The sequence below is a fragment of the Kutzneria buriramensis genome (genome assembly GCF_003387475.1).
In the GTDB taxonomy this organism is placed as follows: Bacteria; Actinomycetota; Actinomycetes; order Mycobacteriales; family Pseudonocardiaceae; genus Kutzneria; species Kutzneria buriramensis.
The window spans coordinates 22,021-40,006 of record NZ_QUNO01000018.1; the positions used below are offsets into that span (position 1 = coordinate 22,021).

At 71.6% G+C, this 17,986-nt stretch carries 15 protein-coding genes; 9 read left to right on the forward strand and 6 right to left on the reverse strand.

Annotated features, from left to right (window positions below):
- Positions 1 to 9: 9 nt before the first annotated feature.
- Both BCF44_RS41165 and BCF44_RS41170 read right to left on the reverse strand, forming a co-directional pair.
- Positions 10 to 783, reverse strand: coding sequence for a phosphotransferase family protein (locus BCF44_RS41165; RefSeq protein WP_116179937.1), 774 nt, complete (start codon positions 781 to 783; stop codon positions 10 to 12).
- Positions 784 to 851: 68 nt separating this feature from the next.
- Complete coding sequence (locus BCF44_RS41170; RefSeq protein ID WP_170218047.1) at positions 852 to 1,622, reverse strand: enoyl-CoA hydratase/isomerase family protein; 771 nt, start codon at positions 1,620 to 1,622, stop codon at positions 852 to 854.
- Between the two features lie 70 nt (positions 1,623 to 1,692).
- On the opposite strand from BCF44_RS41170, the gene BCF44_RS41175 reads away from it, so the two are divergent.
- The gene (locus BCF44_RS41175; protein WP_116179938.1) at positions 1,693 to 2,052 is read left to right on the forward strand and encodes a hypothetical protein; all 360 of its coding nucleotides are present in this window, start codon (positions 1,693 to 1,695) and stop codon (positions 2,050 to 2,052) included.
- Positions 2,053 to 2,055: 3 nt separating this feature from the next.
- Here BCF44_RS41175 and BCF44_RS41180 read toward each other — a convergent pair whose 3' ends face one another.
- Positions 2,056 to 3,768, reverse strand: a complete 1,713-nt coding sequence (locus BCF44_RS41180) for an Hsp70 family protein (RefSeq protein WP_116179939.1) — start codon at positions 3,766 to 3,768, stop codon at positions 2,056 to 2,058.
- 180 nt (positions 3,769 to 3,948) lie between these two features.
- On the opposite strand from BCF44_RS41180, the gene BCF44_RS41185 reads away from it, so the two are divergent.
- The 4 genes from BCF44_RS41185 to BCF44_RS41200 all read left to right on the forward strand — a co-directional run bounded on the left by BCF44_RS41185 (position 3,949) and on the right by BCF44_RS41200 (position 10,518).
- Positions 3,949 to 4,929 (forward strand): IniB N-terminal domain-containing protein, encoded by a 981-nt coding sequence (locus BCF44_RS41185; protein ID WP_116179940.1) that lies wholly within the window; start codon positions 3,949 to 3,951, stop codon positions 4,927 to 4,929.
- A gap of 14 nt (positions 4,930 to 4,943) precedes the next feature.
- Complete coding sequence (locus BCF44_RS41190) at positions 4,944 to 6,713, forward strand: dynamin family protein (RefSeq protein WP_116179941.1); 1,770 nt, start codon at positions 4,944 to 4,946, stop codon at positions 6,711 to 6,713.
- The gene (locus BCF44_RS41195) at positions 6,710 to 8,149 is read left to right on the forward strand and encodes a dynamin family protein (RefSeq protein ID WP_116179942.1); all 1,440 of its coding nucleotides are present in this window, start codon (positions 6,710 to 6,712) and stop codon (positions 8,147 to 8,149) included. Before BCF44_RS41190 ends, BCF44_RS41195 begins: the two co-directional genes overlap by 4 nt.
- A gap of 248 nt (positions 8,150 to 8,397) precedes the next feature.
- Positions 8,398 to 10,518, forward strand: a complete 2,121-nt coding sequence (locus BCF44_RS41200; RefSeq protein WP_246016107.1) for an acyltransferase family protein — start codon at positions 8,398 to 8,400, stop codon at positions 10,516 to 10,518.
- On the opposite strand, the gene BCF44_RS41205 is transcribed toward BCF44_RS41200, so the two are convergent.
- Together BCF44_RS41205 and BCF44_RS41210 are read right to left on the reverse strand one after the other, a co-directional pair.
- Positions 10,515 to 11,939 carry a helix-turn-helix domain-containing protein gene (locus BCF44_RS41205; RefSeq protein ID WP_116179943.1) on the reverse strand — a complete coding sequence of 475 codons (1,425 nt, stop codon included), beginning with the start codon at positions 11,937 to 11,939 and terminating at the stop codon, positions 10,515 to 10,517. The two genes, BCF44_RS41200 and BCF44_RS41205, sit on opposite strands and share 4 nt — an antisense overlap.
- Before the next feature lie 28 nt (positions 11,940 to 11,967).
- Entirely contained in the window at positions 11,968 to 12,987 is a 1,020-nt protein-coding gene (locus BCF44_RS41210; protein WP_170218031.1) for an ArsR/SmtB family transcription factor, read from the reverse strand.
- A 99-nt stretch (positions 12,988 to 13,086) separates the two neighbouring features.
- On the opposite strand from BCF44_RS41210, the gene BCF44_RS41215 reads away from it, so the two are divergent.
- The 4 genes from BCF44_RS41215 (at position 13,087) to BCF44_RS41230 (ending at position 16,704) form a co-directional block, all read left to right on the forward strand.
- Complete coding sequence (locus BCF44_RS41215; protein ID WP_116179945.1) at positions 13,087 to 13,740, forward strand: hypothetical protein; 654 nt, start codon at positions 13,087 to 13,089, stop codon at positions 13,738 to 13,740.
- A gap of 88 nt (positions 13,741 to 13,828) precedes the next feature.
- Positions 13,829 to 15,100 carry a GGDEF domain-containing protein gene (locus BCF44_RS41220; RefSeq protein ID WP_116179946.1) on the forward strand — a complete coding sequence of 424 codons (1,272 nt, stop codon included), beginning with the start codon at positions 13,829 to 13,831 and terminating at the stop codon, positions 15,098 to 15,100.
- A gap of 60 nt (positions 15,101 to 15,160) precedes the next feature.
- Positions 15,161 to 15,637, forward strand: coding sequence for a LapA family protein (locus BCF44_RS41225; protein ID WP_116179947.1), 477 nt, complete (start codon positions 15,161 to 15,163; stop codon positions 15,635 to 15,637).
- A 143-nt stretch (positions 15,638 to 15,780) separates the two neighbouring features.
- Positions 15,781 to 16,704 (forward strand): acetoacetate decarboxylase family protein, encoded by a 924-nt coding sequence (locus tag BCF44_RS41230; RefSeq protein ID WP_211353463.1) that lies wholly within the window; start codon positions 15,781 to 15,783, stop codon positions 16,702 to 16,704.
- A gap of 65 nt (positions 16,705 to 16,769) precedes the next feature.
- On the opposite strand, the gene BCF44_RS41235 is transcribed toward BCF44_RS41230, so the two are convergent.
- Positions 16,770 to 17,813, reverse strand: a complete 1,044-nt coding sequence (locus BCF44_RS41235) for a phosphatidylinositol-specific phospholipase C domain-containing protein (protein ID WP_116179948.1) — start codon at positions 17,811 to 17,813, stop codon at positions 16,770 to 16,772.
- Positions 17,814 to 17,986: the final 173 nt, after the last annotated feature.

Below are 17,986 nucleotides of genomic sequence, written 5' to 3' on the forward strand. Positions count from 1 at the left end.
GTGCTCTCCTCATTTCTGATCGATGCTGTCGATCATTCGGCGGCAGGCGGCGAGCGCCGCCAGGTCCACGTCGTCGAGCGGTCGGTCGGCCCCTGCCGCCGTAGCCGCGGCGTACACCGTGAAGGCGCGGGCGATGGGTTCGAGGGCGGGCCAGGGATCGCCGATCGCCGGCACGGCAGGGCCGTGCGCGGCGCGGTAGCCGGCGAGGAACCGCCGCCAGCCGTAGGCCGGCAGCGCCCCGATCGCGTAGCCTGCGGCGAGTCGGCCCAGGTCCCAGGCCGGGTCCCCGAGCCCGAGGTCGTCCACGTCGATCAGCAGCCAGTGGCCTTCGAACCGGACGAGCTGGCCGAGGTGCCAGTCGCCGTGCACCAGATGGAAGCCGGGCTCCAGCGGGCGAACCGTCGCCCATGCGTCAAGAATCGTTGTCGCATCGGGGTTTCCGTGCAGCCGCGTGACGGCGTCACGTAATCGGCGCGGGGTGCCGGCCGGCGGGATGGGGCCGAGCCGGGACGGGTCCACCCGGTGCAGCCGGGCCAGCAGTCGGCCGGCCTCGGCCCACGGCGCGGCCGACGGGTCGTCCCGCACGGGACTGCCCCGCGGCCACACGCTGACCCACCGGTCGCCGACCGCGATGGGCGCAGATTCCTTGGGAGGCAACAGGATTCCCCGCAGCACCGGGTGTGCGGCCAGACGCATCCGGTCGGCCAGGGCATGGCCGTCGGCGCCGTCGTGATGCGCCTTGACGATCTCGTCGGCGACGCCGACCACCGCTCCGGTGCCCATCGCTCCACCTCCGTTCACCAACACTTGGTAAACGGTCTGCAATGGAGCCTCGGTTCCCCGGGAACCTGTCAATGACCTGAGAAAGTCGCCTTGCCCGGGCCGTCGGTCAGGAAGGAGCGCACCGCGCCGCGCAGGTCCTCGGTGTCGAACAGCTCCGCCGCGACGGCCGTGACGTGCGCGTTCGCCTCGGCGACGCCGCCGTGCTCGAAGTGCCGCAGCACCTGCTTGGTCGCCGCGTGCGCCTTGGTCGGGCCGGCCGCCAGCCGCCGCGCGTAGGCCAGCGCGGCGTCGGCAAAGCCCTCGTCCGGCAGCACCTTGTTGACGACGTTCCACCGCTCCAGCGTCGCCGCGTCGTAGCGGTCGCCGGTCATCACGAACTCCTTGGCCCGGCCCACGCCCGCGCGGGCGGCCAGCCGCTGCGTGCCGCCCATCGTCGGCGTCAGGCCGATCACGTTCTCCACCAGCCCGAACTTCGCCCGCTCCGCCGCCAGCAGCACATCGCAGGCCACCGCGATCTCGAACGCCCAGGTCAGGCACAGGGCGTGCGCCGCGAACACGGTCGGCACCGGCAGCGCGGCGATCCGGTCGGGGATCGTCAGCATCTCGTCGAACAGCTCCTTGGCCGCGGCGGCCGAGGGCTGCGCGTCGAAAAGGGCAACGTCCACACCGCCGCTGACCACCCGGCCCTCGGCCCTGATCAGCAGCGCCCGCGGCAGGTCCCGCTCCAGCCGGGCGATCGCCTCGGCGAGTTCGGCCTGCATGGCGGCGGTGTAGAGGTTCAACGGCGGCGCGTCCATGGTCAGCACGGCCAGCCCGCCGTCCTCCCGCTCCAGTCGCAGCAGCTGCACGGCGGCCTCCCGGTCAAGGTGATCTTTGCTTTGCCCACCCTCTCACGGGGATGATTGCGGGGTGTCGGAGATCGCGTCGTGGAACGGCGAGCAGCCGCAGGTGAAGCTGCTCGATCCGGTGTTGTTCGGGCAGTTGGGCGCCGGCGAGGGCCGGTACACCGAGCTGCTGCTGGCCGAGTACGGCCGGGGGGACCAGATCATCGAGCGGCGCGAGGTGCCGCACGGAGTCCTGCACTTCATCCAGTTCGAGGAGCTACCGGGCCGCCCGGCGTGGACGACGCACCTGATCTTCGGCGGCGCGACCGAGCCACAGGTCCGGGAGTACCTGGTGTCGATCGGCCTGGGCTCGGTGGAGATCCACACCGTCTACGGCGCCACCGAGGAGATCGTCGAGGCTCCCGAAGAGGTCGACGAGCTCTGAGGCTCACACCGTCGTCGGCGTCGGATCCGTGGTCGTGGTGATCACCGAGGACGACGTCGCCGGCGCGGAGCTCACGACGGTGCCGGTGTCCGGCGGCGGCGCCTGGTGCGGCTGCTGGGTGGCGGTTGTGGTCGTCGGATCCACGGTCGTGGTCGGTGGCGGTGGTGGCGGCGTGTTGGTGTCCGTCGGCGTGCTGTCGGCCGTCGTCGTCGACGTCGATGTCCCGACCTGCGGCCCCAGCGACCGCGCGCTGCTACTGCTGGTGGTGGTACTCGGCCCGGAGGTCGTCGTAGTGCTCGACGCCTTGGACGTGCTGGTGATGGCGTTGTGCCCGGACGTCTTCGGCGACGCCGCGTGGTTGACGGTCCCGGCACCGCCGCCGGGCGGTGGCTGGTCGGAGGTCGGCGTCGCGTCGGGAGTGGCGGCCTGTGCGGGGTTGACGGCGTCGTTGGTCTCGGCGCTGTACACGAGCGCCCCGCCGGTCATGGCGAGCAGTGCGAGCCCGGCGGCGCCGAGCAGCACCCGAGGCCGGAGCAGCCGGTGCGGCCGCGACGGCGTGGTCAGGTGCAGCGGGATCTCCGGTTCGATCGGCCGCGTCGGCGGCCCGGCGAGGTCCGGGGCGACGACGGCCGGCGCCGGCTCGACGACCGTGTCCAGGGACGCCGACAGTGCGGCGCCGATAGCGACCGTGGCCTTCGGGTCGGCGTCCACGGCGACGGGACGCCCCAGCCCGGCCGACAGCAGCTCGGTGACCAGCGGAATCCGCGACGAGCCGCCGACCAGCAGCACCGCCGCCAGGTCGGACTCGGTCAGGCCGGCGGAGTCGATGGTCCGCCGCATCAGGTCGACGGTCTCCTCCAGCGCGGGCCGGATCATCGCCTCGAACTCGGCGCGGATCAGCCGCGCCTGCCGCTGCCCGGACGGCAGCAGCACCGGGATCACGGCCTCGGTGTCGGCGGACAGCGCCTCCTTGGCTTCGGTGATCTCCCGCCGCAGCCGCCCGACGGCGCTCAACACCAGCGTGTCCTCGGCGGGCAGCCCGGTCAGCAGCTCCGGGAACTGGGTGCGGATCCGCTCGAACAGCAGCTCGTCGAGGTCGACGCCGCCGAAGTGGTCGTCGCCGGCGGGCTCACCGAGCAGTTCGAACATGCCGATGGCGTCGCGCCGCAGCACGGCCGTGTCGACCGTGCCGCCGCCCAGGTCGTAGACCGCGACGGCCTCGCCGGGGGCGATGCGCTCGCTCGCGGCGTACGCGATGGCGGCGGCCGCGGGCTCGCTGAGCAGCAGGGCGTCGCCGAGGCCGACCTCGGCCAGCGCCTCGCCGAGCAGCGTGGTCTTGTGTCCGCCCCAGCCGGCAGGATGCGTCACGGAGATCAGCTCGGGGTCGCCGCCCTCACGGGATCGCACCAGATCGACGACCCAGCGGGCCAGCCGCGCGGTCAGCTCGTGGGCGGTGTGTCCGCCGTCGCCGAGCAGGATGGGCGTCCGGTCGCCGATACGCCGCTTGAACTCGCGGGCCACCCCCGAGGGGTCGGCCGCCGCGCGGCGCTCGGCCGCGTCGCCGACCAGCACGGCGCCGTCCGCGCCGATGTGCAGGACCGAGGGCATGCACGTGCTTCGATTACCAAGCGTCACCATTTCCGGCGGTCCGCCGCCCCGCCGGATGGCGGCCGCGGTGAACGTCGTTCCGAGATCGAGTCCGAGCAGATAGCCCACGCGTGAGTCATCGCCCCGCGCTTTGCGGTTATTAGCACCGGAAACCCCCAAAAATCCCCCAACGCGGCCCCCGGTCGGACCCCCTAACGCCGGGGATCGGGAACGGGGGACGGCACCCGATGCCCCCGGCGGTGATCGCTACCTAGCGTTATCGCCGACGCCGATCAAGGAGGAGATCCCATGGCGACCGGAATCAGCCTGCTGGACTTCATCATGGAGCTGCTGGGCGACCAGTCGGCCCGTGACCAGTTCCAGGCCAATCCGCAGCAGGTGCTGCACGAGCACGGCTTCAGCGGGCTGTGCGCGGCCGACGTGCACGACGCGCTGCCGCTGGTGGTGGACGCCGCGCAGTCGTTCGACAGAACCTACGACGCCGGCGGCCCGAGCCACGTGGTGACCCCGCCGCCGCCCCCGCCCGTGCACCCGGGCGGCGGCGTGGAGCACGCCATCGAGCAGATCAAGTACATCACCCAGAACTACTCGTACTCCACGGACAGCCACAACACCGTGGTGGACAACTCGGTGAACCAGAACATCTGGGCCCGCGACGTCTCGCAGAGCTTCGACAACCACTCCGTGGTCACCACGGGCGACCACAACGTCGTCGGCAACGGCAACGAGGTCAACAACGGCGACGTCAGCGCCGACCACGGCGGCGCGGTGGCCGTCGGGGGTAGCGCCACGGGCTCGGCGGACGACTACTCCACCGACGTGCACGCCTACGGCAGCGGCAACGTGGCCGTGGCCGGCGCCGACGGCAGCACCAGCCAGCACGACTCGCACAACAGCACGGACAGCCACAACACCACCGACAGCCACAACACGACCGACTCGCACAACACCGTGGCGTCCAACAACAACACGGCGGTGGACTCCGGCAACGACTCGCACGACACCACCGACTCGCACAACTCCGTCGACTCGCACAACACGAGCACGGTGGCGTCGGACAACAACACGGCGATCGGGTCCGGGAACGACTCCCACGACACCACCGACTCGCACGACACCACCGCGTCGGACAACACGGTGGCGTCGGACAACGACACGCACAACTCGAGCCTGAACGAGCTGGACTCGCACGACACCGTCGCCTCGGACAACGACATCCTGTCGCACAACGACGTCGACACGCAGCACGACCACCTCATCCACATCTGACGGGAGCACCGCCCATGCCGCCGACCGCCGCCGAGCTGCTGGACCTCGCGATCAGGGCCACCACGGCCTACCGCCGGGAGGACCTCGGCGAGCGGTTGGCGGTGGCGCGGCGCCGGCTGCTGGACCCGGAGGTCCGGGTACTGGTGGTCGGCGAGTTCAAGCAGGGCAAGAGCATGCTGGTCAACTCCCTGGTGGACGCCCCGGTCTGCCCGGTCGACGACGACCTGGCGACCGCGGTGCCCACGCTGGTCCGGCACGCGCCGGAGCCATCGGTGGTGCTCGTCGGCGACGACGAGCGGCAACGGCGCTCCGTGCCGATCGACCAGCTGGCCCAGCACGTCTCCGAGGCGGGGAACCCCGGCAACCGCGAGCATCTGCGCCACGCGGAGGTCGGGGTTCCCCGTGCCGTGCTGTCCGGCGGACTGTGCATTGTGGACACTCCCGGCGTCGGCGGCCTCGACTCGGCGCACGGGGCCAGCACGATGGCCGTGCTGCCCACCGCGGACGCGGTGATCCTGGTGTCCGACGCGGCCCAGGAGTACACCGCCCCGGAACTGGACTTCCTGCGCCAGGCCATGAAGATGTGCCCGACCGTCCTGTGCGTGCTGACGAAGACGGACCTCTATCCGCAGTGGCGGCGGATCGCCGAGTTGAACCGTGGGCACCTGGCCGCGGCCGACGTCGACGCCGACCTGATCGCCGTCTCCTCGACGCTGCGCCAGCACGCCATCCGCACGAACAGCCAGCGGCTGAACGAGGAATCGGGCTTCCCCGAGCTGATCTCCAGGCTGCGCAACGACATTCTCGGCCAGGCGGCCGCGCTCGCGGACCGGTCGGTGGCCAACGACGTGCTGTCGGTGACCGCGCAGCTGTCCGCCTCGATGCAGGCAGAGCTCGCGGCGTACCGGGATCCCAACCATGCCGGCGACCTGATCGCCGAGCTCACCCGCGCCCGCACCCGTGCCGATGCGCTGCGCGAGCGGTCCGCGCGCTGGCAGCAGACCCTCAACGACGGCGTCAGCGACCTGATCGCCGACATCGAGTACGACCTTCGGGACCGGATGCGGCACCTGCTGCGGGAGGCCGAGGAGGAGCTGGAGCGCGTCGATCCGGCCACTGTGGACGAAGAGTTCACGCTCTGGCTGCACCAGCGCGGCGCGGCCGCGGCGTCGGCCAACTTCGTGTGGGCGCACCAGCGGGCGCAGTGGCTGGCCCGGCAGGTCGCCGAGCACTTCGGCGACGCCGGCGACCAGGCCATGCCCGACCTGGACTTCCACGCGCCGAACGCGACGAGCTCGTTCGAGATGCCGGGGGCGGAGCGGTTCGGCCTGGGGCAGAAGGTGATCACCGGCATGCGCGGCGGCTACGGCGGCACGATCATGATCGGCATGCTGAGCACGGTCGCCGGGCTGGCCCTGCTCAACCCGGTCTCGGTGGCGGCCGGCGTGCTGCTGGGCCGCAAGACCGTCAAGGACGAGCGCAAACGCATGTTGCAGCGGCGGCGCAGCGAGGCCAAGGTGGCCGCGCGGCGCTTCGTCGACGACCTGATCTTCCAGGTGGGCAAGGAATCCCGCGACCTGCTGCGCGAGTTGCAGCGGACCCTGCGCGACCACTTCACCGCGTACGCGAAGGAGTTGTCCCGGTCGGTGCAGGAGGCGCTGACCGCGGCGCAGCAGGCCGTGAACGGCGATGCCGGCAGCCGGGACGGCCGGATCAAGGACGTGACGGCCGAGCTGGGACGGGTCGACCACCTCGCGTCGCTGGCCCGCGGGCTGGGCCGATGAGCCGGCTCGGCGGGCAGGTGCGGACGCTGCTGCGCGACGCCGTCGAGGTGTTCCGGGAGACGCCGGAGATCGCGCAGGGGCTGCGCGACCACCTGGACCGACTGGACGGCCCGTTGCGGGTGGCGATCGCCGGCCAGGTCAAGGCCGGCAAGTCGACGCTGCTCAACGCGTTGGTGGGGGAGCGGCTGGCGCCGACCGACGCCGGCGAGTGCACCCGGATCGTCACCTGGTACCGGCGCGGACACCGGCCGCGGGTCTCGGCGCACCCGCTGGGCGGCGGGCCGCGCCAGCTGCGGATCGACCGGGTCGGCGGGGCGCTGCGGATCGATCTGGAGGGTCTGAACCCCGCGCACGTCGAGCGGCTGGTCGTGGACTGGCCGGCGCAGGGGCTGTCGGACACCATCCTCATCGACACGCCCGGCATCGCGTCACTGTCGGCTGACGTTTCCGCGCGGGCCAACGGTTTCCTCGCGCCGGACGACGAGCCCAGCGAGGCCGACGCCGTCGTGTACCTGATGCGGCACCTGCACAGCGCCGACCTGCGGCTGCTGGAGTCGTTCCACGACAACGGGATCGCCCGGGCCAATCCGGTGAACACGATCGCCGTGCTGTCCCGGGCCGACGAGATCGGCGTCGGGCGGGTGGACGCGCTGATGTCCGCCGCCAAGATCGCCCGGCGCTATCGGACCGATCCGCGGCTGCGGCGGCTGTGCCAGGGTGTGGTGCCGGTCGCCGGGCTGCTTGCCGAGACGGCGAGATCGTTGCACCAGCAGGAGTTCGACGCGCTGGCCCGGATGGCCGTCACCTCGCGGGACGAGGTCGAGTCGGCCCTGCTGTCGGCGGACCGGTTCGTCCGGTATGCCGGCCTCGGGCTGCTGGAACGGTTCGGGCTGTTCGGCGTGCGGCTGTCGCTCGCGCTGATCCGCCAGGGCTTCGGCGATCCCGGGCGGCTGGCCGCCGAGCTCACCCGCCGCAGCGGCGTCGACGAGCTCCGGGCGGTGTTCGCCGCCCAGTTCACGCAGCGTCGTGACCTGCTGAAATGCCGGTCCGCGCTGCTCGCCGTGGACGCGCTGCTGAGCCGCGACTCCCGGCCCGGCACCCCCGTGCTGCGCGACGACATCGAGCGCATCCTCGCCGGCGCGCACGAGTTCACCGAGCTCCGGGTGCTCGGCGCGCTGCGTTCCGGCGCCTTCGACCTCACCGACCACGCCGCTGACGAGGCCGAACGCCTGCTCGGCGCCGGCGGCGCGCAGCCGTGGTCGCGGCTGGGGCTGCCCGCCGACGTCGGCCGCGACGAGCAGCGGGCCGCCGTGCTGGACGCCCTCGCCCGCTGGCAGCGCCAGGCCGAGAACCCGCTGGCCCGGAAGGCGACCGTGGACGTGGCCCGCGTGGTCGTCCGCAGCTGCGAGGGCATGGCCGCCGACCTGGCCGACTAACCCCCTTTCCGTCACATGCGCTTCTTATGTGGCGCTGAGTGGCAAGTAGGAAGCGCATGTGGTGTTAATTGGGGCGTGTGGGACGGGTGGGGTTGGTGGGGTGCCGCCGGAGGGCCCAGTGGCCGGCGGCCGTCCAGCAGTGGACCCGACCGGTCCAGTGACCACTTTCGGGTGAATGTAGGGTGCGGACCTGTTTGTGTCGGGGGGCGCGGTTCGGACCGGCCTGCTGTTGCCCTAGGGGGAGTTCGTTGAGCACGGTCACGCAGGACGAGTACGCCAGATCCGCGCCCGATCCGGCCAAGGCCGCGTCGGGGTCGGCCGGCTTCCGCACCGATGTGCAGGCGCTGCGCGCCGTCGCGGTGATGGCGGTCGTCATCAACCACGTCTGGCCGAGCCGGCTGGCCGGTGGCTACGTGGGCGTCGACGTCTTCTTCGTCATCTCCGGCTTCCTGATCAGCTCCCACCTGGGTCGCGAGATCATCGGCACCGGTCGGCTGCGGCTGGGCCGCTTCTACGCCCGCCGCGTCCGCCGCCTGCTGCCGGCGGCGTTCCTGGTGCTGGCGTTCTGCATCGTCGCGGCGTACCTGTTGCTGCCCTACCCGCAGTGGGAGGCCAACGCGTGGGAGGTGTTCGCCAGCGCCACCTACTGGGAGAACTGGCTGCTGGCGGCCAAGTCCGTCGACTACTCGGCGATCAACGCCGCCGCGAGCGTCACCCAGCACTACTGGTCGCTGTCGGTGGAGGAGCAGTTCTACCTGTGCTGGCCGCTGCTCCTGCTGCTGCTGTTCAAGCTCAAGAAGCGCTGGGCGCTGGGCGTCGGCATCGCGGTCGTCGGCCTGGCCTCGCTCGGCTACAGCGTCTACCTCACCGCCGCCGACAAGAGCCCGGCGTACTTCGTGACGCCGGTGCGGGTGTGGGAGTTCGCGATCGGCGCGCTGATCGCCTTGCTGGGCACCAAGGCGCTGCCGAAGCTCGTCGCCGGGCTGGGCTCGCTGGTCGGCCTCGTGATGATCATCGGTAGTGCGGTCGTCTTCGACCACCACACGGAGTTCCCCGGCGCGATGGCGCTGATCCCGGCAGTCGGCACGGGCCTGGTGATCCTCGCCGGCACCGGCCGGGACCGGCAGTGGCACAGCGTCATCACGGCCCTGCCGCCGGTGCAGTGGCTCGGCAACATCAGCTACTCGCTGTACCTGTGGCACTGGCCGCTGATCGTGCTGGCCCCCTTCGTGCTGCGCGACTCGCTCAACGCCGGCAACCTCACCTTCACGCAGCGCGCCGGTGTGCTGGTCGTGTCGCTCGTGCTGGCCCACCTGTCGAAGGTCTTCGTGGAGGACCGCGGCCGCACGTTCGGCCCGCTGGCCCGCAGCACGAAGCTCACGTTCGTGGCGATGGTCGCCGGCATGGTCGCCCTGGCGGTCATGGCCGACACCCTGGACTGGACGTACAACCGGCACGTCGCCCAGGCCGCCGAGGACCAGCGCAACGAGGCGGTCAAGCCCTGTCACGGGGCCAGCGCGCTGGCGCCGGGCAGCAACTGCGCGGACCCGTTCGGACCAGCCAAGGTCGTCGACATGGGTCCCGCCAACGAGTACTGGCCGTACCCGCCCGAGTGCAAGGGCATGGAGCAGCTCAAGGCCGGCGACACGACGACGTCGGCGGTGTGCGACTTCAGTGCCGGCACGGCCAGTCCGAAGGTGGTGTGGCTGGTCGGCGACTCGCACGCCGAGCAGTGGCAGGCGGTGCTGGTCGACCTGGCGCGCAAGCAGAAGTGGACGCTGAAGACGAGTTATCTCGGCGGCTGCCCGTTCGCGCAGGTCCAGTTCGTCGGCTACAACGAGCAGGTCTCCGAGGACAAGACCAAGGCGTGCCGGGACTGGAGCAAGGCCGCCGCCGACTTCATCGCCGCGGACAAGCCGGCGTACGTCTTCACGGACTTCTTCGCCCGCCACGAGCTGGTCGACGACAAGACCGGACGGCCGGCGGCCGACCAGTACAGGGACGGCGTCGAGCCGTACTGGACCAAGTGGGCGCAGGCCGGCGCCCAGGTCGAGGTGCTCGGCGACCCGCCGCTCAACGGCGACGTCCGGGCGGCGAACTGCGTGTCGCTGAACCCGAAGAACCCGCTGACGTGCGCGGTGGACCGGGCCGCGGCGCAGCCGCCGGACCCGCTCGCCGCCGCGGTCGGCGCCATCGCCAACCCGCGGATCAAGTACCTCGACCTCACCGACTACATGTGTGACGCGCAGAAGTGCTACGCGGTGGTGGGCAATGTGGCCGTCTACTACGACCTCGACCATCTGAACAAGGAGTTCAGCCGCAGCCTGCGGCCGATGATCGCCGCCGGCCTGGGCATCACCGAGTCCTAGGCGATCAGGCTCCGCAGCCGCGCCAGCAGCTCGCGCCGGGAGGTCGAGCCGAGCCGCTGGCGCATGCGGGCCACGTGGTGCTCGACGGTCTTGGCCGAGATGAACAGGCGCTCGCCGATCTGCTTGTACGTCATGCCGCCGACCAGCAGTTCCGCCACCTCCATCTCCCGCGGCGACAGCTGCGGAGCGGGGGAGTCCTCGACGCTGTGCGGGGCCCCGTGCAGCGCTCGGGCGCAGGTCAGCAGGGTGGTCATCTCGTTGCGGTCGGCGGTCCGGATGGCAGCCTGCCCGGCCAGGCGTGCCCCGTCCCAGCCCAGCCCGACCGCCCGTAACTCGCGGGCGGCGGACACCACCTGCTCCACCTGCACATCCCCGGCCAGCACCCGCAGCCACGCCCGCGCGCAGCCGGCGAGCGCGCCGGCGTAGCGGGAGCTCCGGGACATCGACGCCAGCGCGGCCGCGTGCCGGCCGGCCACGGTCGGTGACTCCGACGCGACGGCGGCCTGCAACCCGAACCAGTGCAGCGGCACCGACCACAGCGCAGGGCGTCCGAGCCGGACCAGCAGGTCCTCGGCCTCGGCCAGCTTCGGCGCCAGCCACTCGTCCTCGCGCAGCCGCGCCGCCGCCACGGCGATCTCGCCCAGCGGCTGCAGCACGAACAGGTCCACCGGGTGCGCGATGATGGCGTCACGAGCGCGTGGCCACGCATCGAGCAGACCGGCGAGGTCGGACCTGCGGCGCGCCACCCCGATCTCGATCGCCGCCGCGAACAGCTCGTCCCGTGGACGAGCGCACTGCGCCGGCCCGTCCGCCGCCGCGAGATCGCCGCGCTGCAAGGAAATCCACGCCCGGAGCAGGGAATGCCGCACGGAGTCGTCGCCGACCGCGGACTCCGCCATGTCCAGCTGCCCCAGGTGCAACGCGACGAGGCAGGCCAGCGCGGCCGGCGTATCCGGCAGTAACACCTTGCCGGCGTGGGGTTCCAGCACCGCGGCCGCCTGCACCAGCTGTGACAGCGCCGCCACCGCCGACCCCGTCACGGACTCGCTGAGCGCATGGGCCACAAGGGATTCGACGGTGGACAGCGAGGTCGGCGTGCGCTCGGCGTCGTCGAAGGCGGCCAGTTGCGCCTGCGCCTGCGGCAGATCGCCGACGCCCAGCAGCGCGGCCACCGCGAAGCCGGACCGCGAACCGTCCACGCTCTCCGCCCACCGGTACAGCGCGACGCTGTCGGCGAGCATTCCCCGCTGCGCCAACACCGCCGCCGCGACCTCGGCCCCGTGCCGGTCTCCCTCGAGTATCGCCTGGTCGGCCAGCAGGGAGGCAGCGTCCAGGTTCCCGTCCAGCGCGGCCGTCTCGGCGCGCGCGGACAGCAGGCCCGTCGCCACGGCTTCGTCGTCGTGGTCGACCACGTGGGTCATCTCGCTCCTGGCACTCCTCGATTGGGACCTACGCATAGTCGTACGGACGCCGGGATTCGTTAGTTCGTATTTCCAGCAAAGCCTTACCCTTTCGGGTGACGGAGTGGCGCACCGCCTGTCCGTCACGCCTGCTCACGACGAAGTCGGCGTTGCGCAGCAACGTGACCTGTTGGCTGGCCGAGGCGAGCGACATGCCGATCGCCTCGGCGAGGTCCGACGTGGACCGTGGCGTGCGCAGCGCGATCAGGATCCTGGCCCGGGTGCGGCCGATGACCTTCGCCAGGTGGAACGGCGCGCGGTCCTCCTCGGACGGGTCGCGCGGCAGCCGCCTCGCCGGAAACACCAGCATCGGCGGCAGTTCCTCGTCGATCAGCGTGACGGGAGTGCCGGTGCAGAAGTACGACGGCACCAGCGTCAGCCCGCGGCCGCCGAGCCGGATCTCGTGCGAGCGCGGATAGTCCGTCTCCAGATACGGCCAGCGCCACCGGAAACCGGGCCCCAGCCGGGCGAACATGCCGCCGAGGCCGTCGTCGACCAGCTCGTGCGCGCGGGTATCGCCGTCGGACCGGACGTGGTCGGCGATCTCGCCCCAGTGCGGGGCGACCGCCGCATCGTAGTAGTGTCGCAGCGCGCCGACCAGCTCCGACATCGGTGCGTCACGGCCGGTCGCCAGACCGTGGCAGAACCGCGAGTCGTCCACGCGGCGTAGTCGAGCCGGGCTCAGGTCCAGGGCGAGCCGGTCACGGGGCGTAGCGCGAATCGCTTCGATCGCGCCGTCCACGCCGTCGGACGTGGGCAGCGGCGTGAGGAAGTCCGGGAAGTTGCCGGCCGGCGGCACGAGGGTGCGCAGCAGCCGGCACGCGCGGACCGAGTCGGCGCCGGACAGTCGCGGCCGAACCGCCCGCCGCCACGCCGTGTGCCGGTCCAGCTCGCCGCCGGGCTGGAGGCGATGAACGCTCAGCACCAGCTCCCACATCGGGTCCGGCGCGGTGAGCACCTTCGTGCGTAACAGATCTTGGGCCGTGAAGCGCAGCCGCAACGTGCTCATGTGCCACCCCCGATGTTTCATGCCTGCCTGAAAGGTCCTACCAGTCGGCGCATGCCCGTGTCATGGTTGCTGTGCACGATCACGGTGGGGGGAAGCGTCATGGACGATGCGTCGGTGCGCATGCGGGTGGTGTTCGACGAACGGATCGGCGACTCGCGGGCGGAGCTGGCCGATCTGCTCACGCGCTGCGGCTGTACCGGCGCGCGCACCGGCTACCTGGCCGAACTGGCCGCCCGCCTGGAGGTTTTCGGCAGCGCCGGCGAGCCGTCGTCCACGCCGATCCTGGACGCCGGCGCGGACGGACTGGAGTTCTTCCGTCGGCACGGGCCCGAGCACGCCCGCCGGCGGCGCCGAGACTTCGACTTCGACGCCGAGATCGGCGACCGCTACGCCGCGCAGCGGGACATCCCGCTGGCCGAGCTGCGGGCCGACGCCCAGCAGCTGGAGTCGCTCTGCTCGGACATGCTCGACGGGCGGCCCGAGCCGTGGCGGCGGGTGGTGTGGCGACGGCTCGGCTGCTTCGCCGACACCCTGAGGGTGGCCTGCGACGCGGTCGAACGCATCGTGTTCGACAAGGCCGACGCCGTCCATCGACTGGCTGACGACCTGGAGTGGTACGACGGCGACCGCTACGAGGCCCGGCTGGCCGTGTTCGACGCCGCCTGCCGGCACGCCGACGAGGACATCGCCGACGTGCTGCGGCGGCTGGGCGAGGGCATGGTGGCGGCGGAGGCGTCACAGGACGTGACCTGACCCGTTCCGCTAGCCGGGTGGTCCCGGCCGAACCGCCGGCAACGCTCCGCGATCTCCCTCATACTCGGGGAAACCGTGGGGGGAGACCATGGCCGTTGTCGGAGGGGACGAACCTGGCCTGGGCCGGGTCGGGAAATGGCCGCTGTGGCGGCGGCCGGCGCTGTCGGTGTGGTTCGTGCTGGTGGTGGACCTCGGCGCGGCCGCGGTCGCGATCATCGAGTTCACGCGGTCCGGCGCGGCGGACGCCGGGATCGCCGCCGCCATCCTGGCCGCCGCGCTGGTGCAGGGCGAGGCGTCGCGCCGGATCGAGCGGATGCGCCGGGTCAAGAGCGGGTCCGTGCGGATCAACATGATCTCGATGTGGGTGTTCGCGGCCGTGCTGACCCTGCCGCTGTCCTGGGTGGCAGCGCTGACCGTGCTGGTGTCGCTGCACGACGCGGTGCGCGGCAGCCAGCGGAGCTTCGTCCACCGGAAGGTGATGAACGCCGCCGCGATGGTGCTCGCGGCGTGGACCGCCCGCCTGATGCTCGACGCCGGCGGCCTGTCCGTGCTCACGCAGGCCACGCGGCTGTCCGCCGTGCAGATCGTCGTGGTCGCCGCCGCCGCGCTGGTGTTCTTCGCCGTCGACGGCGTGCTGATCGCCGTGAGCCTGGTCGTCGACGGCGGCGACGACCGGACGCTGGTGCACCTGGTCGGCACCGCCGACGACAACGCCATGGAGCTGGCCACCATCTGCATCGGCGCCGTCGCCGGCCTGGTGCTCGTGTACGAGCCGCTCGCGCTGGCGTTCCTGTTCGTGCCGTTGTTCGTGCTGCACCGCGGGGTGCTGGTCCCGCAGTTCCGGGAGCTGGCGACCAAGGACCAGAAGACCGGGCTGCTCAACGCCGGCTCGTGGCGTGAGGTCGCCTTGAAGGAGCTGGCCGCCGCCGACCACGCCGGCGTGCTGATGGTCGACCTCGACCACTTCAAGCGGGTCAACGACACGTACGGGCACCTGTCCGGCGACGAGGTGCTCAAGGCCGTCGCCGACACCGTCCGGCGGTCCGTGCGGGACTACGACGCCGTCGGCCGGTTCGGCGGCGAGGAGTTCGTGGTGGTGCTGCCCGGGCTGCGCGACGGCGACGTGCTGGCCATCGCCGAGCGGATCCGGCGGGCCGTCAGCGACCTGCGGGTGCCCCTGGCCGGCGGGGCAACCCTGAGCACCCTGTCCGCCTCCATCGGCGTCGCCGTCTACCCCGGCGTCGCCACCGGGCTCGACGAGCTCGTGCACGCCGCCGACACCGCCCTGTACCGGGCCAAGCGGGCCGGCCGGAACCGGGTGGTGAGCGCCCTGGCCGTGTGCGACACCCGAACGGGCTAGCTGGACGTGCGGCGGCGGTCGTTTCTGGGTACCACTTGGGGACATCGAGGAGGTGGCCCCATGACCGAGCCGAAGCGCGGCTCCGCCGCCGAGCGTGAGACGCCCGAGGTCCCGCCCATGCGCGCCGGGGGTGAGACGCCGGCCGTGCCCGTCGTGCCCGGCGGCGCCGCGCCCGGCGGGGGCGCGGTCGAGCCACTGCCCACCGACGCCACCATCGCCGGGGCCGACCTCACCAAGCCCGACGCCAGCCGTCCCGGGGCCGACCTCAACCGGCCCGTGCACCTCAAGCGCACCCGCATCAGCGGCCTCTGGGTCGGCGTCACGGTGGCCGCCGTCGTGCTGTTGCTGCTGCTCATCTTCATCCTCCAGAACAACATCACCGTGACCATCAACTACTTCGGCTGGAGCGGCGACTTCCCGCTCGGCGTCGCCCTCCTGCTGGCCGCCATCTGCGGCGTGCTGCTCGTCGCCATACCCGGCTACGGCCGCATCATCCAGCTCCGCCGCGCCGCCCACCGGGCGAGCCGCCGGAAGTGACACCGAATTCTCCTTGGGGTTGACCGGTTTCGCGCTGTGCCCCGGCTCTTCGGGCACCGGTGGCGGATCGCTTGATCGTCCGTCACCGGGCTCGGCCACGGCCGCCGGTAGCGTCGGAATCCAATCCACACAAGGAGGAACGCGTGTCCGACGAGAACCGGGGCGAGATCGGCAGACGGAGCCTGATCGCGGGCGGCATCGCGGCGGTCACCACCGCCGCCGTTGCGTCCCCGGCGGTGGCGGCGACCGGCACCGTGCCGCCGGGAGAGCTGCTCGGCTACAGCCTGCCGTTGAGCGCCAAGGGAACCGCGAACATCGTGCCGTCGCCGCCGTGGCACTACGCGGGTGACGTGGTCGGCGTCGAGTTCTGGACGACGCCCGCGGCGGCCAAGGCGGCGCTGGCGGCCGGACTGACGCCGGATCCGACGACGCCCGGCCACGGCTACGCGCTGTTCATCGACTGGCAGTGGGCGGGATCGCACCAGGAGTACCTGGACCCGGTGCGCAGCCAGTACTCCGAGTTCCTGGTGCTGCTGGACGCCCAGTTCCAGGGCCGGCCGGTGGCCTGGTGCCCGTACATCTGGGTGGACAACGACGCGGCGCTGGCCCGGGGCTGGTTCCAGGGCTTCCCGAAGAAGCTGGGCGCGATCCGGCAGACGCGCGCGTTCTCCGTGCCGGGCCAGGGATCCCCGGTGGTCGGCCCGGGCGGCCAGTTCGGCGCCAGCCTGACGGCGGCCGGGCGCCGGCTGGCCGAGGCGCAGATCACGCTCCAGTCGCCGTCGGCCACGCTGCCGGCGCTGACCCGGCCGATCGTGAACCTGCGGCACTTCCCGCGCCTGATCGCCGGCCAGTACGACGACCCGGACGTGCACGAGTTGACGCAGTCCGTGCTGGACACGCCGGTGGTCGGCGACAACTGGACCGGCACCAGCACCCTGAGCTTCTTCGCCGCGCCGGGCGAGGAGCTGGCCGACCTGACGATCGTGCGCACCGGCGCCGGGTTCCGCGGCTCGCTGTCGTACACGGTGACCACACTCAAGATGCTCACCGGCCCCGACGCCAGCTGAAATGCCACATGCGCTTCCTACTCGGCATCCAGCGCCAAGTAGGAAGCGCATGTGGCAACAGGAGCTCAGCCGCGGGGGAGGACCTCCGGCAGCACGGTGGTCAGCTGCCGCCAGTCGGTGCCGACGACGCTCGCGCCCTTGCCGGCCATCAGCGCCACCCGGTCCTGGGCCTGCTGCACGGTCGGGTTGACGTCGTCGATCGCCGGCTTGACGTTCTCGGCGTCGGTCATGATCAGGAAGTAGTGGTTGGTCACGTAGAACGAGGTGTCGATGCCGCCGTCGATGTAGCCGCTGGCGTCGCCGTCGAACACGACGAACCAGGGCCGCAGGGTGGTGTCGGCGTAGCGGGTGCGCGGGTCGCCGGCGGCGGCGTTGTGCACGGCCGGGAAGATCTGCGCCTGGCCGAGGTTGCCGGCGGCGGCGAGGCCCTTGAGATACTGGGCGTACTCGACGTCGGTCCAGAGGTGGTCGGTCGGGTTGTTCTCCTCGACGGTGCCGGGAATGATCTCCACCATCACCTTGCCGGCCATCGCGGCCCGGGTCGGCCAGTTGTTGGCCTTGGCGGCGTCGTCCAGCGTCGGGTACGAGCCGAGCAGGTCGACGGGCCGGAACACCCGGCTGCCGAGGCTGTTGTGCACGTAGCTGTCGAGGCTGGCCGGGCCCATCCCGATGGTGGCGTCGAAGCCGGCCTTGAGCTCGATCTTCACGGTCAGCGGCCCGGCCGACGGGTGGTTGCCCAGCCAGACGTTGATGTCGTCCAGGCAGTCGTTGAGGTTCTGGTTGCGATTGCCGCTGTACAGGTTGGCCGTCGGCGACTTGGCCTGCACGCAGTTGTTGTCGCTGCCGATCGGGTTGCTGTGGCTGACGTTCCACTTGTGCGTGAAGATGTTGAACCACGCGTCCAGCTCGACCAGATTGGCGCCGGCGTCCAGTGACTGCGCCAGGTACTGGTAGGCGCCGGTGTCATAGGTGTTGTGTATGCCCACGGTGGTGGCCTCGGACAGCCGCAGCGAAGCCGTCCCGTCCGCCGTCGCCGTCCCGGTCGTCACGGTCCCGGCGGTCAGCCCCGCCAGCGCCAGCACCGTGACCGCCACCCTGCTCACCCGCATAGCGATCTCCTCAGTCCGCATGTGATCACCGGGGTGTGGCGGCACCCGGAGTGGGACCCTACTGGCGGGTAGGGCGAGGCGACAGCCTCCACCGACAACCGCAGTCCGCTGGTCGCCGGATGGATGAACGCCGTTAACCCGGATGCCGTGCGGGCTGTCCGAGATGCCGGATC

Excerpts from the sequence above, each read along its gene's own strand:
- BCF44_RS41205 (WP_116179943.1), bottom strand. The coding sequence starts at position 11,939 with ATGACCCACGTGGTCGACCACGACGACGAAGCCGTGGCGACGGGCCTG.
- BCF44_RS41225 (WP_116179947.1), top strand. The coding sequence starts at position 15,161 with ATGACCGAGCCGAAGCGCGGCTCCGCCGCCGAGCGTGAGACGCCCGAG.
- BCF44_RS41185 (WP_116179940.1), top strand. The coding sequence starts at position 3,949 with ATGGCGACCGGAATCAGCCTGCTGGACTTCATCATGGAGCTGCTGGGC.
- BCF44_RS41165 (WP_116179937.1), bottom strand. The coding sequence starts at position 783 with ATGGGCACCGGAGCGGTGGTCGGCGTCGCCGACGAGATCGTCAAGGCG.
- BCF44_RS41215 (WP_116179945.1), top strand. The coding sequence starts at position 13,087 with ATGGACGATGCGTCGGTGCGCATGCGGGTGGTGTTCGACGAACGGATC.
- BCF44_RS41190 (WP_116179941.1), top strand. The coding sequence starts at position 4,944 with ATGCCGCCGACCGCCGCCGAGCTGCTGGACCTCGCGATCAGGGCCACC.
- BCF44_RS41210 (WP_170218031.1), bottom strand. The coding sequence starts at position 12,987 with ATGAGCACGTTGCGGCTGCGCTTCACGGCCCAAGATCTGTTACGCACG.
- BCF44_RS41220 (WP_116179946.1), top strand. The coding sequence starts at position 13,829 with ATGGCCGTTGTCGGAGGGGACGAACCTGGCCTGGGCCGGGTCGGGAAA.
- BCF44_RS41235 (WP_116179948.1), bottom strand. The coding sequence starts at position 17,813 with ATGCGGGTGAGCAGGGTGGCGGTCACGGTGCTGGCGCTGGCGGGGCTG.
- BCF44_RS41195 (WP_116179942.1), top strand. The coding sequence starts at position 6,710 with ATGAGCCGGCTCGGCGGGCAGGTGCGGACGCTGCTGCGCGACGCCGTC.